The sequence below is a fragment of the Streptomyces justiciae genome (genome assembly GCF_015163075.1).
GTDB lineage: Bacteria > Actinomycetota > Actinomycetes > Streptomycetales > Streptomycetaceae > Streptomyces > Streptomyces justiciae.
The window spans coordinates 159,160-175,477 of sequence record NZ_JADDXU010000012.1; the positions used below are offsets into that span (position 1 = coordinate 159,160).

15 protein-coding genes and 1 tRNA gene are annotated in these 16,318 nt (G+C 70.7%); 4 read left to right on the forward strand and 12 right to left on the reverse strand.

What is annotated here, in order from left to right:
• Positions 1 to 45: 45 nt before the first annotated feature.
• The 6 genes from pdxT to pgsA all read right to left on the reverse strand — a co-directional run bounded on the left by pdxT (position 46) and on the right by pgsA (position 5,354).
• Entirely contained in the window at positions 46 to 651 is a 606-nt protein-coding gene (pdxT, locus tag IQ210_RS30250) for a pyridoxal 5'-phosphate synthase glutaminase subunit PdxT (RefSeq protein WP_194082346.1), read from the reverse strand.
• Entirely contained in the window at positions 651 to 1,499 is an 849-nt protein-coding gene (gene pdxS / locus IQ210_RS30255; RefSeq protein WP_228048579.1) for a pyridoxal 5'-phosphate synthase lyase subunit PdxS, read from the reverse strand. The genes pdxT and pdxS overlap by 1 nt, the downstream gene beginning before the upstream one ends.
• A gap of 183 nt (positions 1,500 to 1,682) precedes the next feature.
• A complete protein-coding gene (locus IQ210_RS30260) occupies positions 1,683 to 2,225 on the reverse strand; it encodes a LemA family protein (protein WP_194082347.1) in 543 nt (180 codons plus the stop codon).
• A gap of 341 nt (positions 2,226 to 2,566) precedes the next feature.
• Entirely contained in the window at positions 2,567 to 3,736 is a 1,170-nt protein-coding gene (locus tag IQ210_RS30265) for a glycosyltransferase family 4 protein (RefSeq protein WP_194082348.1), read from the reverse strand.
• Complete coding sequence (locus tag IQ210_RS30270) at positions 3,733 to 4,641, reverse strand: phosphatidylinositol mannoside acyltransferase (protein ID WP_194082349.1); 909 nt, start codon at positions 4,639 to 4,641, stop codon at positions 3,733 to 3,735. Before IQ210_RS30270 ends, IQ210_RS30265 begins: the two co-directional genes overlap by 4 nt.
• A complete protein-coding gene (gene pgsA / locus IQ210_RS30275) occupies positions 4,638 to 5,354 on the reverse strand; it encodes a phosphatidylinositol phosphate synthase (RefSeq protein ID WP_194082488.1) in 717 nt (238 codons plus the stop codon). Before pgsA ends, IQ210_RS30270 begins: the two co-directional genes overlap by 4 nt.
• A 216-nt stretch (positions 5,355 to 5,570) precedes the next feature.
• Here pgsA and IQ210_RS30280 point away from each other — a divergent pair, with 216 nt between their 5' ends.
• Positions 5,571 to 7,766 (forward strand): elongation factor G-like protein EF-G2, encoded by a 2,196-nt coding sequence (locus IQ210_RS30280; protein WP_194082350.1) that lies wholly within the window; start codon positions 5,571 to 5,573, stop codon positions 7,764 to 7,766.
• Positions 7,767 to 7,953: 187 nt separating this feature from the next.
• Positions 7,954 to 9,621, forward strand: a complete 1,668-nt coding sequence (locus IQ210_RS30285; protein ID WP_194082351.1) for a hypothetical protein — start codon at positions 7,954 to 7,956, stop codon at positions 9,619 to 9,621.
• Between the two features lie 4 nt (positions 9,622 to 9,625).
• Here the strand turns inward: IQ210_RS30285 and IQ210_RS30290 are convergent, their stop codons facing one another.
• The gene (locus tag IQ210_RS30290; protein ID WP_126270781.1) at positions 9,626 to 10,183 is read right to left on the reverse strand and encodes an HIT family protein; all 558 of its coding nucleotides are present in this window, start codon (positions 10,181 to 10,183) and stop codon (positions 9,626 to 9,628) included.
• 67 nt (positions 10,184 to 10,250) lie between these two features.
• Here IQ210_RS30290 and IQ210_RS30295 point away from each other — a divergent pair, with 67 nt between their 5' ends.
• Positions 10,251 to 10,907: a potassium channel family protein gene (locus IQ210_RS30295; protein WP_194082352.1), complete on the forward strand. Its 657-nt coding sequence runs from the start codon at positions 10,251 to 10,253 to the stop codon at positions 10,905 to 10,907.
• Between the two features lie 36 nt (positions 10,908 to 10,943).
• Here IQ210_RS30295 and thrS read toward each other — a convergent pair whose 3' ends face one another.
• From thrS to IQ210_RS30310, 3 genes are all read right to left on the reverse strand, one after another.
• On the reverse strand, positions 10,944 to 12,920 hold the full coding sequence (gene thrS / locus IQ210_RS30300; protein WP_194082353.1) for a threonine--tRNA ligase: 1,977 nt from the start codon (positions 12,918 to 12,920) through the stop codon (positions 10,944 to 10,946).
• Between the two features lie 90 nt (positions 12,921 to 13,010).
• On the reverse strand, positions 13,011 to 14,240 hold the full coding sequence (locus IQ210_RS30305; RefSeq protein WP_194082354.1) for a hypothetical protein: 1,230 nt from the start codon (positions 14,238 to 14,240) through the stop codon (positions 13,011 to 13,013).
• Complete coding sequence (locus tag IQ210_RS30310) at positions 14,237 to 14,803, reverse strand: DUF4365 domain-containing protein (RefSeq protein ID WP_097261568.1); 567 nt, start codon at positions 14,801 to 14,803, stop codon at positions 14,237 to 14,239. The genes IQ210_RS30305 and IQ210_RS30310 overlap by 4 nt, the downstream gene beginning before the upstream one ends.
• A 168-nt stretch (positions 14,804 to 14,971) precedes the next feature.
• Here IQ210_RS30310 and IQ210_RS30315 point away from each other — a divergent pair, with 168 nt between their 5' ends.
• A complete protein-coding gene (locus IQ210_RS30315) occupies positions 14,972 to 15,700 on the forward strand; it encodes a 3'-5' exonuclease (protein ID WP_194082355.1) in 729 nt (242 codons plus the stop codon).
• A 57-nt stretch (positions 15,701 to 15,757) separates the two neighbouring features.
• Here the strand turns inward: IQ210_RS30315 and IQ210_RS30320 are convergent.
• Both IQ210_RS30320 and IQ210_RS30325 read right to left on the reverse strand, forming a co-directional pair.
• Positions 15,758 to 15,829: transfer RNA gene (locus IQ210_RS30320), tRNA-Val, on the reverse strand.
• 39 nt (positions 15,830 to 15,868) lie between these two features.
• Positions 15,869 to 16,315, reverse strand: a complete 447-nt coding sequence (locus IQ210_RS30325) for an SRPBCC family protein (RefSeq protein ID WP_194082356.1) — start codon at positions 16,313 to 16,315, stop codon at positions 15,869 to 15,871.
• Positions 16,316 to 16,318: the final 3 nt, after the last annotated feature.

Sequence of the window (16,318 nt, forward strand, 5' to 3'; positions counted from 1 at the left end):
CCTGTCTCCTTCGCGTAACCCTCTACATAACGAACGCCAGAGATCCTACAAGGACTCCGCCGTGCGGTTCGCGCGCACCATGTCGACGAACAGGGAGTGCACGCGGTGGTCGCCGGTCAGTTCGGGGTGGAACGACGTGGCGAGCGCGGTGCCCTGGCGGACCGCGACGATGTGGCCGTCGTGCTCGGCGAGCACCTCTACCTCGGCGCCCACGGACTCCACCCAGGGGGCGCGGATGAAGACGCCCTCCACAGGATGGCCCGGAACGCCCTGCACGTCGACCTCGGCCTCGAAGGACTCGTTCTGACGTCCGAAGGCGTTGCGGCGCACGATCATGTCGATGCCGCCGATCGTCTCCTGGCCCGAGCGCGGGTCGAGGATCTTGTCGGCGAGCATGATCATGCCCGCGCAGGTGCCGTAGACGGGCATACCGGCCCGCACGCGCGCGCGGAGGGGCTCCATCACGCCGAACAGAACGGCCAGCTTGGAGATGGTGGTGGACTCACCGCCGGGGACGACCAGGCCGTCCACCTCGGCGAGTTCCTCGGGGCGCCGGACCGGCCTGGCCACGGCGTCCGCCGCGGCCAGGGCGATCAGGTGCTCCCGTACGTCGCCCTGGAGTGCGAGCACTCCGATGACGGGATCGGTCATTACCAGCCTCGGTTCGCGTAACGCTCGGCCTCGGGGAGGGTGTCGCAGTTGATGCCGACCATGGCCTCGCCCAGGTTGCGGGACGCGTCGGCGATGATCTTCGGGTCGTCGTAGAAGGTGGTGGCCTTCACGATGGCGGCGGCGCGCTTGGCCGGGTCGCCGGACTTGAAGATGCCGGAGCCGACGAAGACGCCCTCGGCGCCGAGCTGGCGCATGAGCGCGGCGTCGGCCGGGGTGGCGACGCCACCGGCGGAGAACAGCACCACGGGGAGCTTGCCGAGCTCGGAGACTTCCTTGACGAGCTCGTACGGGGCGCGCAGCTCCTTGGCGGCGGCGTACAGCTCGTTGTTGTCGAAGCCCCGCAGCTTGGCGATCTCGTTCTTGATCTGGCGCAGGTGGCGGACGGCCTCGACGACGTTGCCGGTGCCGGCCTCGCCCTTGGAGCGGATCATGGCCGCGCCCTCGGCGATGCGGCGCAGGGCCTCACCGAGGTTGGTGGCGCCGCAGACGAAGGGGGTCGTGAAGGCCCACTTGTCGGAGTGGTTGACCTCGTCGGCCGGGGTGAGGACCTCGGACTCGTCGATGTAGTCGACGCCGAGGGACTGCAGGACCTGGGCCTCGACGAAGTGACCGATGCGGGACTTGGCCATCACGGGGATGGAGACCGCGTCGATGATGCCCTCGATCATGTCCGGGTCGGACATCCGGGCCACGCCGCCGTCCTTGCGGATGTCGGCCGGGACCCGCTCCAGGGCCATGACGGCGACGGCGCCCGCGTCCTCGGCGATCTTCGCCTGCTCCGGGGTCACGACGTCCATGATCACGCCGCCCTTGAGCTGCTCGGCCATGCCACGCTTCACGCGCGCGGTGCCGGTCTCGGGGGTCTGGTTCTCGGTGCTGGACACGGGTTGACCTCACTGATGTGAAAAGAGGATTTCTACGGCACCGAGGAAACGTGAAGGGACCAGGCCACAGCAAGGGCCAATAGGGAGGCGGTGGATCGTTTTCCCGTCACCGCGGGGCCGGAACGGCTACGCGGCCCGGTCCACCAGGGCCGCCGGAGGCTCGTCGTCCATCTCGAACGCCATCGGGAACGGGGCGTGACCGGCCAGCCGGAACCAGCGGACCTTGCGGTGCTCGCGGAGCCGGCGAGCCGCGCCGACGGCGTCGTTGTGGAAGCGCCGGGCCATCGGAACCCGGCGTACCGCCTCGGTCAGCTCGTGGATCGCGGCCTCTCCCCCGGGCGCCTCCTTCACGGTCTCCACCTGCGGAGTCTCCGCGAACACGGCGCGCAGCGCCTGACTCAGCTCGCTCTCGGCGACCTCCCGCTGCTCCTCCTCGGCCTGCCGGGCGGCGTGGGCGGCCTCGTAGAGGACGATCGACGCGGCGGGGTCCAGGACGCCGGACGTCGCGAGCTCCTGAGCCACCGAGGCACGGCGCAGCAACTGCGCGTCGAGGGCGGCGCGGGCGGCGTCGATCCGGGCGTGCAGACGGTCCAGCCGGCCTGCGGTCCAGCTCAAGTACAGGCCGATCGCCACGAGAGCGACGAGGATCCAGATGAGGGTTGCGGTCACGGGCGGCAACACTACCGACGTACACCCACGGCCCTACGCGCCCCCGGGCCCCGCGCCACCGCCCACAGCCCTACGCGCCCCACGGACCGGCGCCGCTGCCCCGGCCAACTCGCCCCCGGACCACTGCCCACGCCTCCACACGCCCCCCAGCCCCCGCGCCCCTGCCCACAGCCCTACGCGCCCCACGGACCGGCGCCGCTGCCCCGGCCAACACGTCCCCGGACCACTGCCCACGCCTCCACACGCCCCCCGGCCCCGCGCCCCTGCCCCGGCCTACGCGTCCCCGGGCCCCGGGCCCCGCGCGCTGTCCACGGCTCTACACGCCCCCGCCCCCGCACCGCTCAGTCCCGCGCCAGCCCCAACCGTGCCCGCAGCCCCGGCGCCCTGTCGTCGTCCGCCGCGGCCACCGCCGCCGCGCCCGCCGTGACCGTCTCGTAGACCGACAGGATGTCCGCGCCGACCGTCGACCAGTCGAAGCGCCGTACGTGCGCGCTGCCGCGCTCCCGCAGCTCGGCGAGCCGCTCCGGGGCCGCCAGCAACCGCAGGGCCGCCTCCGCCAGCGCGTCCGCGTCCTCGTTGGTGAAGAGCTCGCCCGCCGCTCCCTGGTCGAGGACCTGGGCGAAGGCGTCGAGGTCGGAGGCGAGCACCGGGGCGCCCGCCGACATGGCCTCGACCAGGATGATGCCGAAGCTCTCACCACCGGTGTTGGGCGCGATGTACAGGTCGACGCTGCGCAGGAAGCGCGCCTTGTCCTCGTCGCTGATCATGCCGAGGAACTCGACGCGCGAGCGGAGTTCCGCCGGCAGCGACTCCACCGCCTCCTCCTCGTCACCGCGGCCCGCCACCAGCAGCCTGGTCTGCGGCCGCTCGGCGAGGATCTTCGGCAGGGCCCTCATCAGCACCGGCAGGCCCTTGCGCGGCTCGTCGATGCGGCCGATGAAGCCGATGGTGTCGCCCTGCCACTCGGGCTTGGGCTCGGCCTTGGCGAAGAAGTCGACGTCGACGCCGTTGGGGATCACGACCGCGTCGCCGCCGAGGTGCTCCACCAGCGTGCGCCGGGCGTACTCGCTCACCGCGATGCGCGCGCTGATCTTCTCCAGGGCGGCCTGGAGGATCGAGTACGCGGCGATCATCGCCTTGGAGCGCGGGTTGGAGGTGTGGAAGGTGGCGACCAGCGGGCCCTGGGCCGCCCAGCAGGTCAGCAGGCCGAGGGACGGCGAGGACGGCTCGTGGATGTGGACGACGTCGAACTCGCCGTCGTGCAGCCATCTGCGCACGCGTGCCGCGCTCAGGAACCCGAAGTTCAGCCGGGCCACCGAGCCGTTGTACGGCACCGGCACCGCGCGGCCGGCCGAGACGACGTACGGCGGCAGCGGGGTGTCGTCGTCGGCCGGTGCGAGGACGGAGACGTCGTGGCCGAGCCGGATGAAGTACTCGGCGAGATCACGGATGTGGAACTGGACGCCGCCCGGCACGTCCCAGGAGTACGGGCAGACGATGCCGATCCTCACGAGGGCGCCTTACCGGGGTCGAGATCCTTGAGCCACAACCGCTGCAGCATGTGCCAGTCCTCCGGATGGTCGGCGATGCCCGAGGCGAAGGCATCGGCCAGCGCCTGTGCCATGACAGACGTCTTTTCCGCCCGCGTACCTGACTCGGGCACCTCGATCGGGGGATGCACCCTGCCCTGCATCACCGGCGAGTCGTCGTACCAGAGCGTCACGGGGAGCAGCAGCGCCCCGGTCTGCTGGGCGAGCAGCGCGGGCCCGGCGGGGATGCGGGTCGCCTCGCCGAAGAACTGGACCTCGACGCCGGACGACGACAGGTCTCGCTCGGCCACCAGGCAGACCAGGCCGCCGTCGCGCAGTCGCCGGGCCAGGGTGCCGAAGGCGGTGCCGCCGCTGTGCGGCAGGACCTCCATGCCGAGGCCCTCGCGGTAGGCGACGAAACGGTCGTACAGGGTCTCGGGCTTGAGGCGTTCTGCGACGGTCGTGAAGGGCGTCTCCAGCTTGGTGGTGACCCAGGCGCCGGCGAGGTCCCAGTTGCCCATGTGGGGCAGCGCCAGGATGACGCCCCGGTCGGAGGCGATGCCGTCGGTGAGGTAGTGCACATCCTTGGGGTCGAAGCCGGTCTTCACGCGCTCCGCGCTCCACGCGGGCAGCCGGAAGGACTCCATCCAGTAGCGCAGGTACGAGCGCATGCCCGCGCGGGACAACTCGGCGAGCCGCTCGGGGCTCGCGTCGGGCACCACGCGCGCGTAGTTGCTCTCCAGCCGCTGGACGCCCTTGCCGCGCTTCTTCCAGGCGAGGTCCGCGATGGTCTGCCCGAGGCGCACGGCGACCGGCTCGGGGAGCTTCTTGACCGCTCCCCAGCCCAGGCCGTACATGCCGTCGGTCAGCCGGTCGCGAGCGCTCACTTCGCCGCCTCCTGCGCGCCCGCGGCTTCGTCGGCCTCGGCCGACTCACGGCGGACCGTGACCACACGCTGGATCAGGGTCACCAGGCTGCCGACCGCGACGATCCACAGGGCGACGGGCAGCAGGTACTGGATGCCCGGCACACCGAACTTGTGCAGGCCCGCGAAACCGGCCGCGACCAGGGAGATCACCAGTCGCTCGGCCCGCTCCACGAGCCCGTTGACGGCGACCGGCAGACCGATCGACTCACCCCGGGCCTTGGTGTACGAGACCACCTGGCCGCTCGCCAGGCAGAAGATCGAGACGGCGCACAGGGCGATGTCGTCGCCGCCACCGGCGTACCAGAGGGCGAAGCCGCCGAAGATCGCGCCGTCCGCCACCCGGTCGAGCGTGGAGTCCAGGAAGGCACCCCAGCGGCTGGAGCGGCCGAGCTGGCGGGCCATGTTGCCGTCGACGAGGTCGGAGAACACGAAGAGCGTGATCACGACCGTGCCCCAGAAGAACTCGCCCATGGGGTAGAAGACCAGCGCGCCCGCGACCACCCCTGCGGTACCGAGGAGTGTCACCGTGTCGGGGCTGACGCCCCTGCGGATCAGAAACGCGGCGAACGGTGTGAGGACACGCGTGAAGAATGCACGCGCGTACTTGTTCAGCATGGCCTTCCCGAGGGTCGGTGTCGCCGCGCGGCCCCTGCTGGCCACCGGCTGGCCCATCGTAGCCACGCGCGCGCGTGTGCGACCGCCGGGCACCCGAGCCCCGTGTCACGTCCTCATGGCGTACGGGTAACGGCGCGATCGCGTCCGCTGTATGGACGCACCGTGACGAGAGTGGAAAGCTCGAAGAACCGCGGGCGTCACCGGAGCCGCCATCGCACGCGGATCCGCATGTCCGCGCCCACAGTGACCTCACCGTGCACGGGAGGCAAGGCCATGGGCGACAAGGCGAACGCACACCCCGGAGCCGCCGGAAGGGCAACAGCGGCCGACCACCCCGCGTCCGTACGGAATGTGGTGCTGGTCGGCCACTCCGGATCGGGCAAGACGACATTGGTGGAAGCTCTCGCACTGACAGCGGGGGCGGTGAACCGGGCGGGCCGCGTGGAGGACGGCGGCACCGTCTCCGACTACGACGAGATCGAGCACCGGCAGAATCGTTCGGTGCAGCTCTCCCTGGTGCCGGTCGAATGGGACGGCATCAAGGTCAATCTTCTGGACACCCCCGGATACGCCGACTTCGTCGGGGAACTCAGGGCCGGTCTGCGAGCGGCGGACGCGGCCCTTTTCGTCGTCTCCGCCTCGGACGGCGTGGACGGCTCCACCCGCATGGTGTGGGAGGAGTGCGCGGCCGTCGGCATGCCGCGCGCGATCGTGATCACACACCTGGAGGCCGCCCGCGCGGACTTCGAGGAGATGACCCGGACCTGCGCGGAGGCCTTCGGCGGCGACGACCCCGACGCCGTGCTCCCGCTCTATCTGCCGCTGCACGGCCCGCAGGGGCCCGACGGGCACGCGCCCGTGACCGGTCTGACCGGGCTGCTGTCGCAGAAGCTGTTCGACTACTCCACCGGCGAGCGCAAGGAGTCCGAGCCGGGCGAGGACGAGCTCCCGGAACTGGAGGACGCCCGCAACCGGCTGATCGAGGGGATCATCTCCGAGAGCGAGGACGAGACCCTCATGGACCGCTATCTCGGCGGTGAGCAGGTCGACGTCAAGACCCTGATCGAGGACCTCGAACGGGCCGTCGCGCGCGGGGTGTTCCATCCGGTCCTCGCCGCGGCTCCCGCGACCGACGGCGGCAGGCAGGGGCTCGGCACGGTCGAGGTGCTGGAGCTGATCACACGGGGCTTCCCGACGCCGTTCGAGCACCCCACGCCCGGCGTCACGACCATCGACGGCAAGCCGCGCGAGATCAAGGCCTGCGACACCGAGGGCCCGCTGGTCGCGGAGGTCGTCAAGACGTCCTCCGACCCCTACGTGGGCCGCGTCTCCCTGGTCCGTGTCTTCTCCGGCACCCTGCGCCCCGACGAGACCGTCCACGTCTCCGGGCACGGCCTGGCCGACCGCGGGCACGAGGACCACGACGTCGACGAACGCGTCGGCGCCCTGTCCACGCCCTTCGGCAAGCAGCAGCGCCCGGTGACGCACGCCATCGCCGGTGACCTGGTCTGTGTGGCCAAGCTCAGCCGCGCGGAGACCGGCGACACCCTGTCGGCCAAGGACGACCCGCTCCTGATGGAGCCCTGGCAGATGCCCGACCCGCTGCTGCCGCTCGCCATCCAGGCGCACAGCAAGGCAGACGAGGACAAGCTCTCGCAGGGCCTGTCCCGGCTGGTCGCCGAGGACCCGACGATGCGGCTGGAGCAGAACCAGGACACCCACCAGGTGGTGCTGTGGTGCCTCGGCGAGGCCCACGCCGACGTCGCGCTGGAGAGGCTGCGCAGCCGCTACGGCGTCCAGGTCGACGTCGTACCCCACAAGGTCTCCCTTCGGGAGACGTTCGCCGGCAAGTCGGGCGGGCGCGGGCGGCATGTGAAGCAGTCCGGCGGGCACGGGCAGTACGCGATCTGCGAGATCGAGGTCGAGCCGCTGCCGGGCGGCTCGGGCATCGAGTTCGTGGACAAGGTCGTCGGCGGCGCGGTGCCGCGGCAGTTCATCCCGTCGGTCGAGAAGGGCGTAAAGGCCCAGGCCGCCAAGGGAGTTGCGGCCGGCTACCCGCTCATCGACGTGCGGATCACGCTCCTCGACGGCAAGGCGCACTCGGTGGACTCCTCCGACGCCGCCTTCCAGACGGCCGGGGCGCTGGCGCTGCGGGAGGCGGCGGCCGACGCGAAGATCCATCTGCTGGAACCGGTGGCCGAGGTGAGCATCCTGGTCGGCGACGACTACGTGGGCGCCGTGATGAGCGACCTGTCCGGGCGGCGCGGCCGGGTGCTGGGCACCGAGCAGACCAGCGGCAACCGCACCCTCGTCAAGGCCGAGGTGCCGGAGATCGAGATCGGCCGGTACGCGGTCGACCTGCGCTCGCTGTCCCACGGCACGGCCCGCTTCAACCGCTCCTACGCCCGGCACGAACCGATGCCGGCGCAGGTCGCCGAGAGAATCCGTGAAGAGGCGCGCGATTCCTAGCAGTTGGGGCCGGGCACGCTCCAAGTGACCTTTGTGGAACGCTCCCCTCCGAGTCGGCGGGCGGCTTGGGCCGTCCGCCGACGAATGTCGGTGGCTGCGGATACGCTGATCACCTGATCAACAGGTGTGCGAAGCAAGCAAGTCGGGAAGGCCGCAGGAGCGACCATGGCGGCGATCGGGGGCGGGAATGACCGTTGATGCCGGTTACGAAAGCGTCTTCGGACCACAGGTGCCCCGCACGGGGGACGAGAGCCAGACGGCGACCTTCGCCCTGGCCTCGGCGGCGTACCGGGACAATCTGGTCGACGACATCAAGAAGGCCAACAACGAATGGCACGAGACGACGGTCAAGGAGGGCCAGGGCTGGACCGGCGGCCTGTTCAAGCCCAATCTCGGTGAGGCGTTCTCCCGGGCCGTGATCGACCGCATGATCGGCGAGGACCGCAAGCCGCTCATCCAGTCCTTCGGCACCGAGCCCCAGGTCGTCGTCGACCACTGCCTGGCCGCCTACCGCCTGCGCCGCGCGCGGGACTTGCGGCTCTCGACCGTCATGCTGCTGACCGGCGTGCTGTTCCTGCCCGGCCTCCTGGTGTGGCTCCTGGTGTTCGCGATCCGCACCACCATCGACAAGAACCCCAACAAGCGCGCCTCCGCCCTCGCCACCACGCTCCTCGTCGGCGTCGGCGCCCTCGCCGTCATCTTCCTGATCAAGATGCCGTTCACCGGCTTCTGGGGCTGGTACGCACGCGCGTGCGTGGTCGCGCCGGTCATCGGCTGGTTCTGGGCCAAGCAGATCTGCGACAGCGCCGCGAAGGACCTGCGCGCCCGCTGGGACGGACTGATCGCGGGCAGCAGCGTCGGCGCCCAGGTCCCCGAGGCGGTGCCGAGCAGCCCCGGCGAGACCCAGGCCGAGCAGAAGCGCCAGTCCCTCGCCCGTCTCAGCGCCGAGCAGCAGTCCAACCACGTCTTCTACGCCGGCCCCAAGGGCATCCTCGGCATGGGCACCCGCTGGGGCAGCTGGCAGCTCGCCGAGGACCTCACCCCCGCCGACCCGTCCCGGGAGATCCATCCGTTCCGCAGCTGGGACGTCATCCGCAACATCGAGGCCCGGCTGCGGATGCTGGAACGGAACACCATCAACACCGGCGGCTTCCCGAAGGCGTCCATACGGCACTGGATCGTCTCGCCGATCGGTGAGAACGCCAAGGCTGTGGCCCGCACCGAGCAGTCGGCGGACATCGAGGCCTTCCAGCACCGCCAGCACTCGATACAGGACATCTGCAACAAGCAGCAGTTCGGCAGCGGCGACCGGCACTACCTCGGCGTGCAGTGGACGCTGTGGGACGGCCAGCTGATCCTCACGATGATGATCACCGTCACGGTGCTGCACGAGACGCTGCGCATCGAGGTGACCGGCCACGCGCTCGGCCCGGTGAACTCGCTGTTCACGGGCAAGTCCGAGGCCCCCACGAAGGAGGTCGCGAAGTCCTTCAAGCCGTGGGAGACCCGCAAGGTCAACCTGCCGCTGGTCCCCACCGACGAGGTCGTACGACTCACTGTGCGCGCCCCGCTGACCTGGTACCCGCCCCTGCTGAACTGGCTCGGCGGCACCATCACCCTCCCCGAGCCGTTCGGCCTGCGGCACGTCTGGGCCGACCAGCCCTGGCGCCACCGCTTCATGGCCGACGACGCCATGCGCGCCGCGACACCGGTGCTGCGTGTGGTGCACGCGGCGGCGATCAAGGTCCTGGAGGACAACGGCGTCGACACGGAGAAGTTCGGCACGAGGTCGGCGTTCCTCAGCACCGCGGTCCAGGACCCGTCCCCGAAGAAGGCCGACCTCTACGACGCGTAGCCGGCTACGCGGGCCAGGCGTCCGCGAGCATCTTGCGGGTGTCGGCGAGCAGCTGCGGCAGCACCTTGGTGTGGCCGACGACCGGCATGAAGTTCGTGTCGCCGCCCCAGCGGGGCACGATGTGCTGGTGCAGGTGGGCGGCGATACCGGCGCCGGCCACCGTGCCCTGGTTCATGCCGATGTTGAAGCCGTGCGCGCCGGACGCGGTGCGCAGGGCCGTCATCGCCTGCTTGGTCAGCGCGGCCAGCTCGACGGTCTCCGCGTCCGTGAGATCGGTGTAGTCGGCCACATGCCGGTAGGGCACGACCATCAGGTGACCGCCGTTGTACGGGTACAGGTTCAGCACCGCGTACACCTGCTCGCCGCGGCGGACGATCAGACCGTCCTCGTCGGACTTGGCCGGGATGGAGCAGAAGGGGCAGCCGTCGTCGGCACCCGGGCCGGTCGGCTTGTTCTCGCCCTGGATGTAGGCCATCCGGTGGGGCGTCCACAGACGCTGGAACGCGTCCTGGGTCCCCACTCCCCACTGCTGCTCCGGCTCACTCGTCATGCAGGGAAGCATATGGCTTCGCCCGTTCGCGGCGTGTCGCCGGGGTTGCGCCCGCAGCGGCGCGGGCGAAGCTGTCGGGGTGGAGACCGACAGCCGCAAGGACCGCTGGGAGCGGCGCACCGAGGCCCCACTTGCCGTGGCGTCACTGCTGTTCCTCACCGCATACGCGGTCCGTGTCCTGGCACCGGATCTGGCGGAGGGCTGGCGCGACCTCTGCCTCGCGGTGCTGCTGGCCGCCTGGGCGCTGTTCGCGGCGGACTACGCCGTCCTCTGGTGGGTCAGCGGACAGCGGCTGCGGTTCGTCCGCACCCACTTGCTGGACACGCTGGTGCTGGTGCTGCCGCTGCTGCGGCCCCTGCGGGTCGTCCGGGTCTACGAGGCGGTGCAGCGGCGGCACGGCAGGCCCCGGCTCGCGCTGCACGCGCGCGTGATGGTGTACGCCGGACTGTCGACGCTCCTGCTCGGCTTCTCGGGCTCGCTCGCCGTGTACCAGCAGGAGCGGGGCGCGGCCGACGCCTCCATCCGGACCTTCGGCGACTCCGTGTGGTGGACCTGCGCCACCCTCGCGACCGTCGGCTACGGCGACGTCACCCCCGTCACCCCGATCGGCCGTCTCATCGCCATCGGCATGATGGCCATCGGCCTGGCGCTGCTCGGCGCGGTCACCGGCACCTTCGCCTCGTGGCTGCTCCAGGTCTTCTCGCGCGAGGACGACGAGAGGCCCCCGGGAAGCTGAGCCTCCCGAGGGCCTCCGCGTACTGCTGGCGAGCGATCAGACCTGCGCCCGCTCCTCGACGACCTTCGCGATCTTCGCGATGGCCTCGTCGAACGGGATGCCGTTCTCCTGCGAGCCGTCGCGGTACCGGAAGGACACCGAGCCCGCCGACATGTCCTCGTCGCCCGCGATGACCATGAAGGGCACCTTCTGCTTCTGGGCGTTGCGGATCTTCTTCTGCATCCGGTCCGAGGAGGCGTCCACCTCGACCCGCAGCCCCTGCTTCTTCGCCGCGGCGGCGAACTTCTCCAGGTACTCGACGTGCGCGTCGCCGATCGGGATGCCGATCGCCTGGACCGGGGCCAGCCACGCCGGGAAGGCGCCCGCATAGTGCTCCAGGAGCACCGCGAAGAACCGCTCGATGGAGCCGAACAGCGCGCGGTGGATCATGACCGGGCGCTGCTTGGAGCCGTCCGGACCCGTGTACTCCAGGTCGAAGCGCTCGGGCAGGTTGAAGTCGAGCTGGATGGTCGACATCTGCCAGGTACGGCCGATGGCGTCCTTGGTCTGCACGGAGATCTTCGGGCCGTAGAACGCGGCGCCGCCCGGGTCCGGGACCAGCGGCAGCCCCTGCTTCTCAGCGACCTGGCGGAGCGTCTCGGTCGCCTCCTCCCAGACCTCGTCCGAGCCGACGAACTTCTCCGGGTCCTTGGTGGACAGCTCCAGGTAGAAGTCGGTCAGACCGTAGTCCCGCAGCAGGCCGAGGACGAAGGTGAGCGTCTTGTCGAGCTCCTCCGACATCTGCTCGCGGGTGCAGTAGATGTGCGCGTCGTCCTGCGTGAAGCCACGCGCGCGGGTCAGGCCGTGCACGACGCCCGACTTCTCGTACCGGTACACGGTCCCGAACTCGAAGAGGCGCAGCGGCAGTTCACGGTAGGAGCGGCCGCGCGCGTCGAAGATCAGGTTGTGCATCGGGCAGTTCATGGGCTTGAGGTAGTAGTCCACGCCCTCGTCGAGCTGCATGGGCGGGTACATGCCGTCGGCGTACCAGTCCAGGTGCCCGGACGTCTCGAAGAGCTTCCCCTTCGTCGCGTGCGGGGTGTAGACGAACTCGTAGCCCTCCTCCTCGTGGCGGCGGCGCGAGTAGTCCTCCATGACCCGGCGGATGATGCCGCCCTTGGGGTGGAAGACGGCGAGGCCGGAGCCGATCTGCTCCGGGATGGAGAACAGGTCGAGTTCGTTGCCCAGCTTGCGGTGGTCGCGCTTCTCGGCCTCGGCGAGGAAGTCGAGGTAGCCCTTGAGCTCGTCCTTGGTCGGCCATGCGGTGCCGTAGATGCGCTGGAGCATGGGGTTCTTCTCGCTGCCGCGCCAGTAGGCGGCCGCGTTGCGCATCAGCTTGAACGCCGGGATGTTCCGGGTGGAGGGCAGGTGGGGACCGCGGCAGAGGTCCTTCCAGCACAGGTCGCCGGTCTTGGCATCCAGGTTGTCGTAGATCGTCAGCTCACCGGCGCCGACCTCGACGTCCGCGCCGTCGTCGCTCGAAGCCGAGCCCTTGAGGCCGATCAGCTCCAGCTTGTACGGCTCCGACGCCAGCTCCTCACGGGCCGCCTCGTCGGTCACCACACGGCGGGAGAACTTCTGCCCCCGCTTCTGGATCTCCTGCATCTTCTTCTCGATGGCCTTGAGATCCTCGGGCGTGAACGGCTTCTCGACGTCGAAGTCGTAGTAGAAGCCGTCCTTGACCGGCGGGCCGATGCCCAGCTTGGCCTCGGGGAAGAGCTCCTGCACGGCCTGCGCCATGACGTGGGCGGTGGAGTGGCGCAGGATGTTGAGACCGTCCTCGGAGGAGATCTCGACGCCCTCGACGGTCTCGCCGTCCTTGACCTCGTACGCCAGGTCCTTCAGCTCACCGGCCACCCGCGCGGCGATGATCGAGCGCTCGCCGGCGAAGAGCTCGGCGGCCGTAGTGCCCGTCGTCACCGTGCGCTCTTCCCGCTCGGAATCGCGTTGGATGATCACACGGACGTCTGACACCGGTCTCTCCTGACTGAAGGGGATGCGAGCGCCATACCGTGAGCGCGCGCAATAGGGGATCGTACCGACCCGCACCCACCGACCGCGAAATCAGTCCCCTGCCGAGGCCTCCCCGCAGGCCTCCTCGAAGAAGTCCAGGTTCTCCTGCAACGACTTCATCAGCCGGTCCCGCTCCGCCTCGTCCACCTGCACCGGTACGACGCCCGAGGCGCCCGTCAGCCTCCGGAACCCGCCCCGGCTCTCCAGCCGCCCGTGCACCCGCACCGGCAGCCCGACGAGGTGCGCGTGGCCCGCGATTCGGTACGCCTCCTCGTCCAGGGTCAGCCGCACGTGCGGCACCTCCACCCCGGCGATCACCCGGAGCCGTACGCTGCCCTCCCCGCGCGGCCCCGACCTGCGCATCCTGACCACCGTCCCGGTGACCCGCACCGGCACGGACGGCTCCTCGCGCAGATAGCGGGCCCCGGCCTCACGCAGCACGGGCAGGTCGCCCGGCGAGAACTCGACGGGCTCCCCGGAAGCGGCGCACCCCTCGGGCACCCCGGCCGCCGGCGCCCAGTCCACGGCGATGCGGGCCCCCTCCGTACCGCGCACGAGCGCGATGAGGGCCTCGGTGAGCTCACGGCTGACGCCCGCCTCGACGGCCCCGTCGAAGGCGTCCATGCCACCGGTGGCCCGCTGGTAGTCGATGGCCTCGCGGGCCGCGCACAGGGCCTGGTGGAGGCGTACGGCGAGCGGGCGTCCGGTGCCGACGGGCACGAAGGCGGTGAGCCGGCCGTCGGTGGCGGCGCCGACGAGGACGCTCTCCAGCAGCGAAAGAGCGGCACGGCGATGCCGGGCACCGTAGTAACCGGCACGCGCGCGTGTGGCGAGCGCGCCCGCGAGCAGGGTCTGCCGGGCAGCGGCGCGCAACTGCTCCTCCACCGCCCAGGACGCGGCCCCCGCCGGCCCGGTCGGCACGTCCCGCCACCAGCGGATCTCGTCGCTGGGCACGGCGAGGCCGACGAGGACCTCACGCGCGGAGGGCATGCCGCTGCGGGCGAGCGCGACGAGCGCCTCGCCGAGCAGGTCGTCGCTGTCGGGGAAGGCCCGGCTCTCGGGGACGAGCAGGCTCGTGCCGCCGGTGCCCGGTCCGGGTGGGGTCCAGCGGCCGTAGCGTCCGGGGGCGCCGCCGCGGCGCTGCCAGCCGTGCCGGTGCAGCAGGGCGCTGAGGACGGCGGGGTCGACGTCGTCCGGCTCGGGGGCGCGGTTCCAGGCGGCGGCGTCGACGGGATGCGGCCGGACCGGCCGCAGGGGCTCCTCCACGGGGCGGTGGGTCATGGTCTGCCTCCCGTCCCGACCCGCGTCATGATCTCGCACAGCGCCCGGTCGTCGAAGATGCGTGCGGTCGGTATCCGCACGGTGGTCCGGGTCCGGCCCGTGACCGGGTGCCCGGCGAGGTTGACCCAGTAGCAGCAGTGCCTGAGGTCGAGGCGGTCGTGGCTGGCGCGCAGCCAGTCGTCCTGGGATCTCGGCACGAGCATGACCACGAGGATCTTGTGCACCGAGACGGGGGTGCGCGCGAGCTTGCGCAGATGGTCGTTGTCGAGCGTGAAGGAGAAGAACCGCCCGGGCGGGTTGGGCGCGACCTGGTAGGTGCACTTGAGCTGCACCTTGATGGTGACCTCGTCGTCGACGGTGTGCCCCGGCGAGCCGTGACTGACGTGCCAGTCGATGCCGTTGTCGGGAAACGGCTGCGACAAGGAACAACCGGCCGCCGCGGCGACGGCGTGCAGATAGCCCACCTGCAAGGTCTCCATGCAGGCGGTGGTGGCGAGTGTGCCGCGAAGGGGGCCCGTACGTTCGGGCAGCAGCCCGCCCCGCTCGGGCTGCGCTATCGCCATGACCAACAGCCTTCCACGCTCGGTGAATCCGAACCGCGGGTCTCTGAACTGCAAAGACCCGTATTCCTGTTGTGTCCGTCCGGCGTACGGCGCAAACAGCCCGGGTATCACCAAAGCGGCAGAAGACGGTGCGTCAGCTGCCGTGGGTGAACGAGGGGTTGTGTAGGTATGACGTGCTGGTACGAGGGGCCCCTGGCCGCCTTCGACACGGAGACGACGGGTGTCGACGTGGAGACCGACCGGATCGTGTCGGCCGCCATAGTCGTCCAGGACGCCCCGGGCACCCGGCCGCGGGTGAGCCGGTGGCTGGTGAACCCGGGTGTGCCGGTGCCCGAGGGCGCGACGGCGGTGCACGGGCTGACGGAGGACCATCTGCAGCGCAACGGCCGCTGGCCGGCGCCGGTGATGTACGAGATAGCGGAACAGCTGGGTGAACAGGCGTCCGCGGGGCGGCCGTTGGTGGTGATGAACGCGCCGTTCGATCTGACGCTGCTGGACCGGGAGTTGCGCCGCCATCGGGCGTCGTCCCTGGACCGCTGGTTCGAGTCGTCACCGCTGCTGGTCCTCGATCCGCGGGTCCTGGACAAACACCTGGACCGCTACCGCAAGGGCCGCCGCACGCTGACCGACCTGTGCGCGCACTACGAGGTCACGCTGGACGGCGCGCACGACGCGGGCGCGGACGCGCTGGCCGCGCTGGAGGTCGTACGAGCGGTGGGGCGGCGTTTCGCGGCGCGGCTGGAGCGGCTGTCCCCGAACGAGCTGCACAACCTCCAGGCGGGTTGGCACGCGGCGCAGGCGCGGGGCCTCCAGGCGTGGTTCGCGCGCAGCGGCGCCCCGGAGGCGGTGGACCCGGCGTGGCCGCTGCGTCCGGAGCTGCCGGCGGCGGCCGCCTGAAGGACCGGGCGACATAAAAGAAGCCGGTCCGCGTGCTGCGGACCGGCTTTCTCCCGGTGGGCGATACTGGGTTCGAACCAGTGACCTCTTCGGTGTGAACGAAGCGCTCTCCCACTGAGCTAATCGCCCGGGAACGCACTGAACAATACAGGTCCCGGCGGCTTTCCTTCAAACCGCTTCCAAGTACGCGGCCAGGCCCCGCCGTCCGGCCCGCATCATCAGCCGGTGATTGGCCCGGAACACCGGCCGCCCCGGTACGGCGAGGCACCGCAGCAGCGGTTTGTTCACGTCGACGACCTGGTCGTACACCGCGAGGGTCCCCGCGCCGTCCGCGCTGATCGTCCAGCGCGCCCAGCCCTCCAGGTCCCCGGTCATGGCGATCTCCAGCACCCCGGCCGCCGGGTCGCGCCGCACCTCGCGCGCGGTGAAGGACAGGGAGTACGGCAGGGTGGCCCGGATCACGATCACCCCGGTGGTGTCGTCGAGCCGGTTCACCTCACGGACCTGCGGCCACCAACGCGGGTAGTCCTCGGCCTCGGCGAGCACGTCGTAGACGGCGGAGGGCGGGGCGGGCAGCGCCCAGCGGGTGTGGAAGCGGTAGTGCGTCCAGTCCATGGC

Coding starts and splice junctions, on each gene's coding strand:
- IQ210_RS30325 (WP_194082356.1), bottom strand. CDS start 16,315: ATGGACTGGACGCACTACCGCTTCCACACCCGCTGGGCGCTGCCCGCC.
- pdxS (WP_228048579.1), bottom strand. CDS start 1,499: ATGGCCGAGCAGCTCAAGGGCGGCGTGATCATGGACGTCGTGACCCCG.
- IQ210_RS30280 (WP_194082350.1), top strand. CDS start 5,571: ATGGGCGACAAGGCGAACGCACACCCCGGAGCCGCCGGAAGGGCAACA.
- IQ210_RS30290 (WP_126270781.1), bottom strand. CDS start 10,183: ATGCTTCCCTGCATGACGAGTGAGCCGGAGCAGCAGTGGGGAGTGGGG.
- pgsA (WP_194082488.1), bottom strand. CDS start 5,354: ATGGGCCAGCCGGTGGCCAGCAGGGGCCGCGCGGCGACACCGACCCTC.
- IQ210_RS30285 (WP_194082351.1), top strand. CDS start 7,954: ATGACCGTTGATGCCGGTTACGAAAGCGTCTTCGGACCACAGGTGCCC.
- pdxT (WP_194082346.1), bottom strand. CDS start 651: ATGACCGATCCCGTCATCGGAGTGCTCGCACTCCAGGGCGACGTACGG.
- IQ210_RS30315 (WP_194082355.1), top strand. CDS start 14,972: ATGACGTGCTGGTACGAGGGGCCCCTGGCCGCCTTCGACACGGAGACG.
- IQ210_RS30310 (WP_097261568.1), bottom strand. CDS start 14,803: ATGGCGATAGCGCAGCCCGAGCGGGGCGGGCTGCTGCCCGAACGTACG.
- IQ210_RS30305 (WP_194082354.1), bottom strand. CDS start 14,240: ATGACCCACCGCCCCGTGGAGGAGCCCCTGCGGCCGGTCCGGCCGCAT.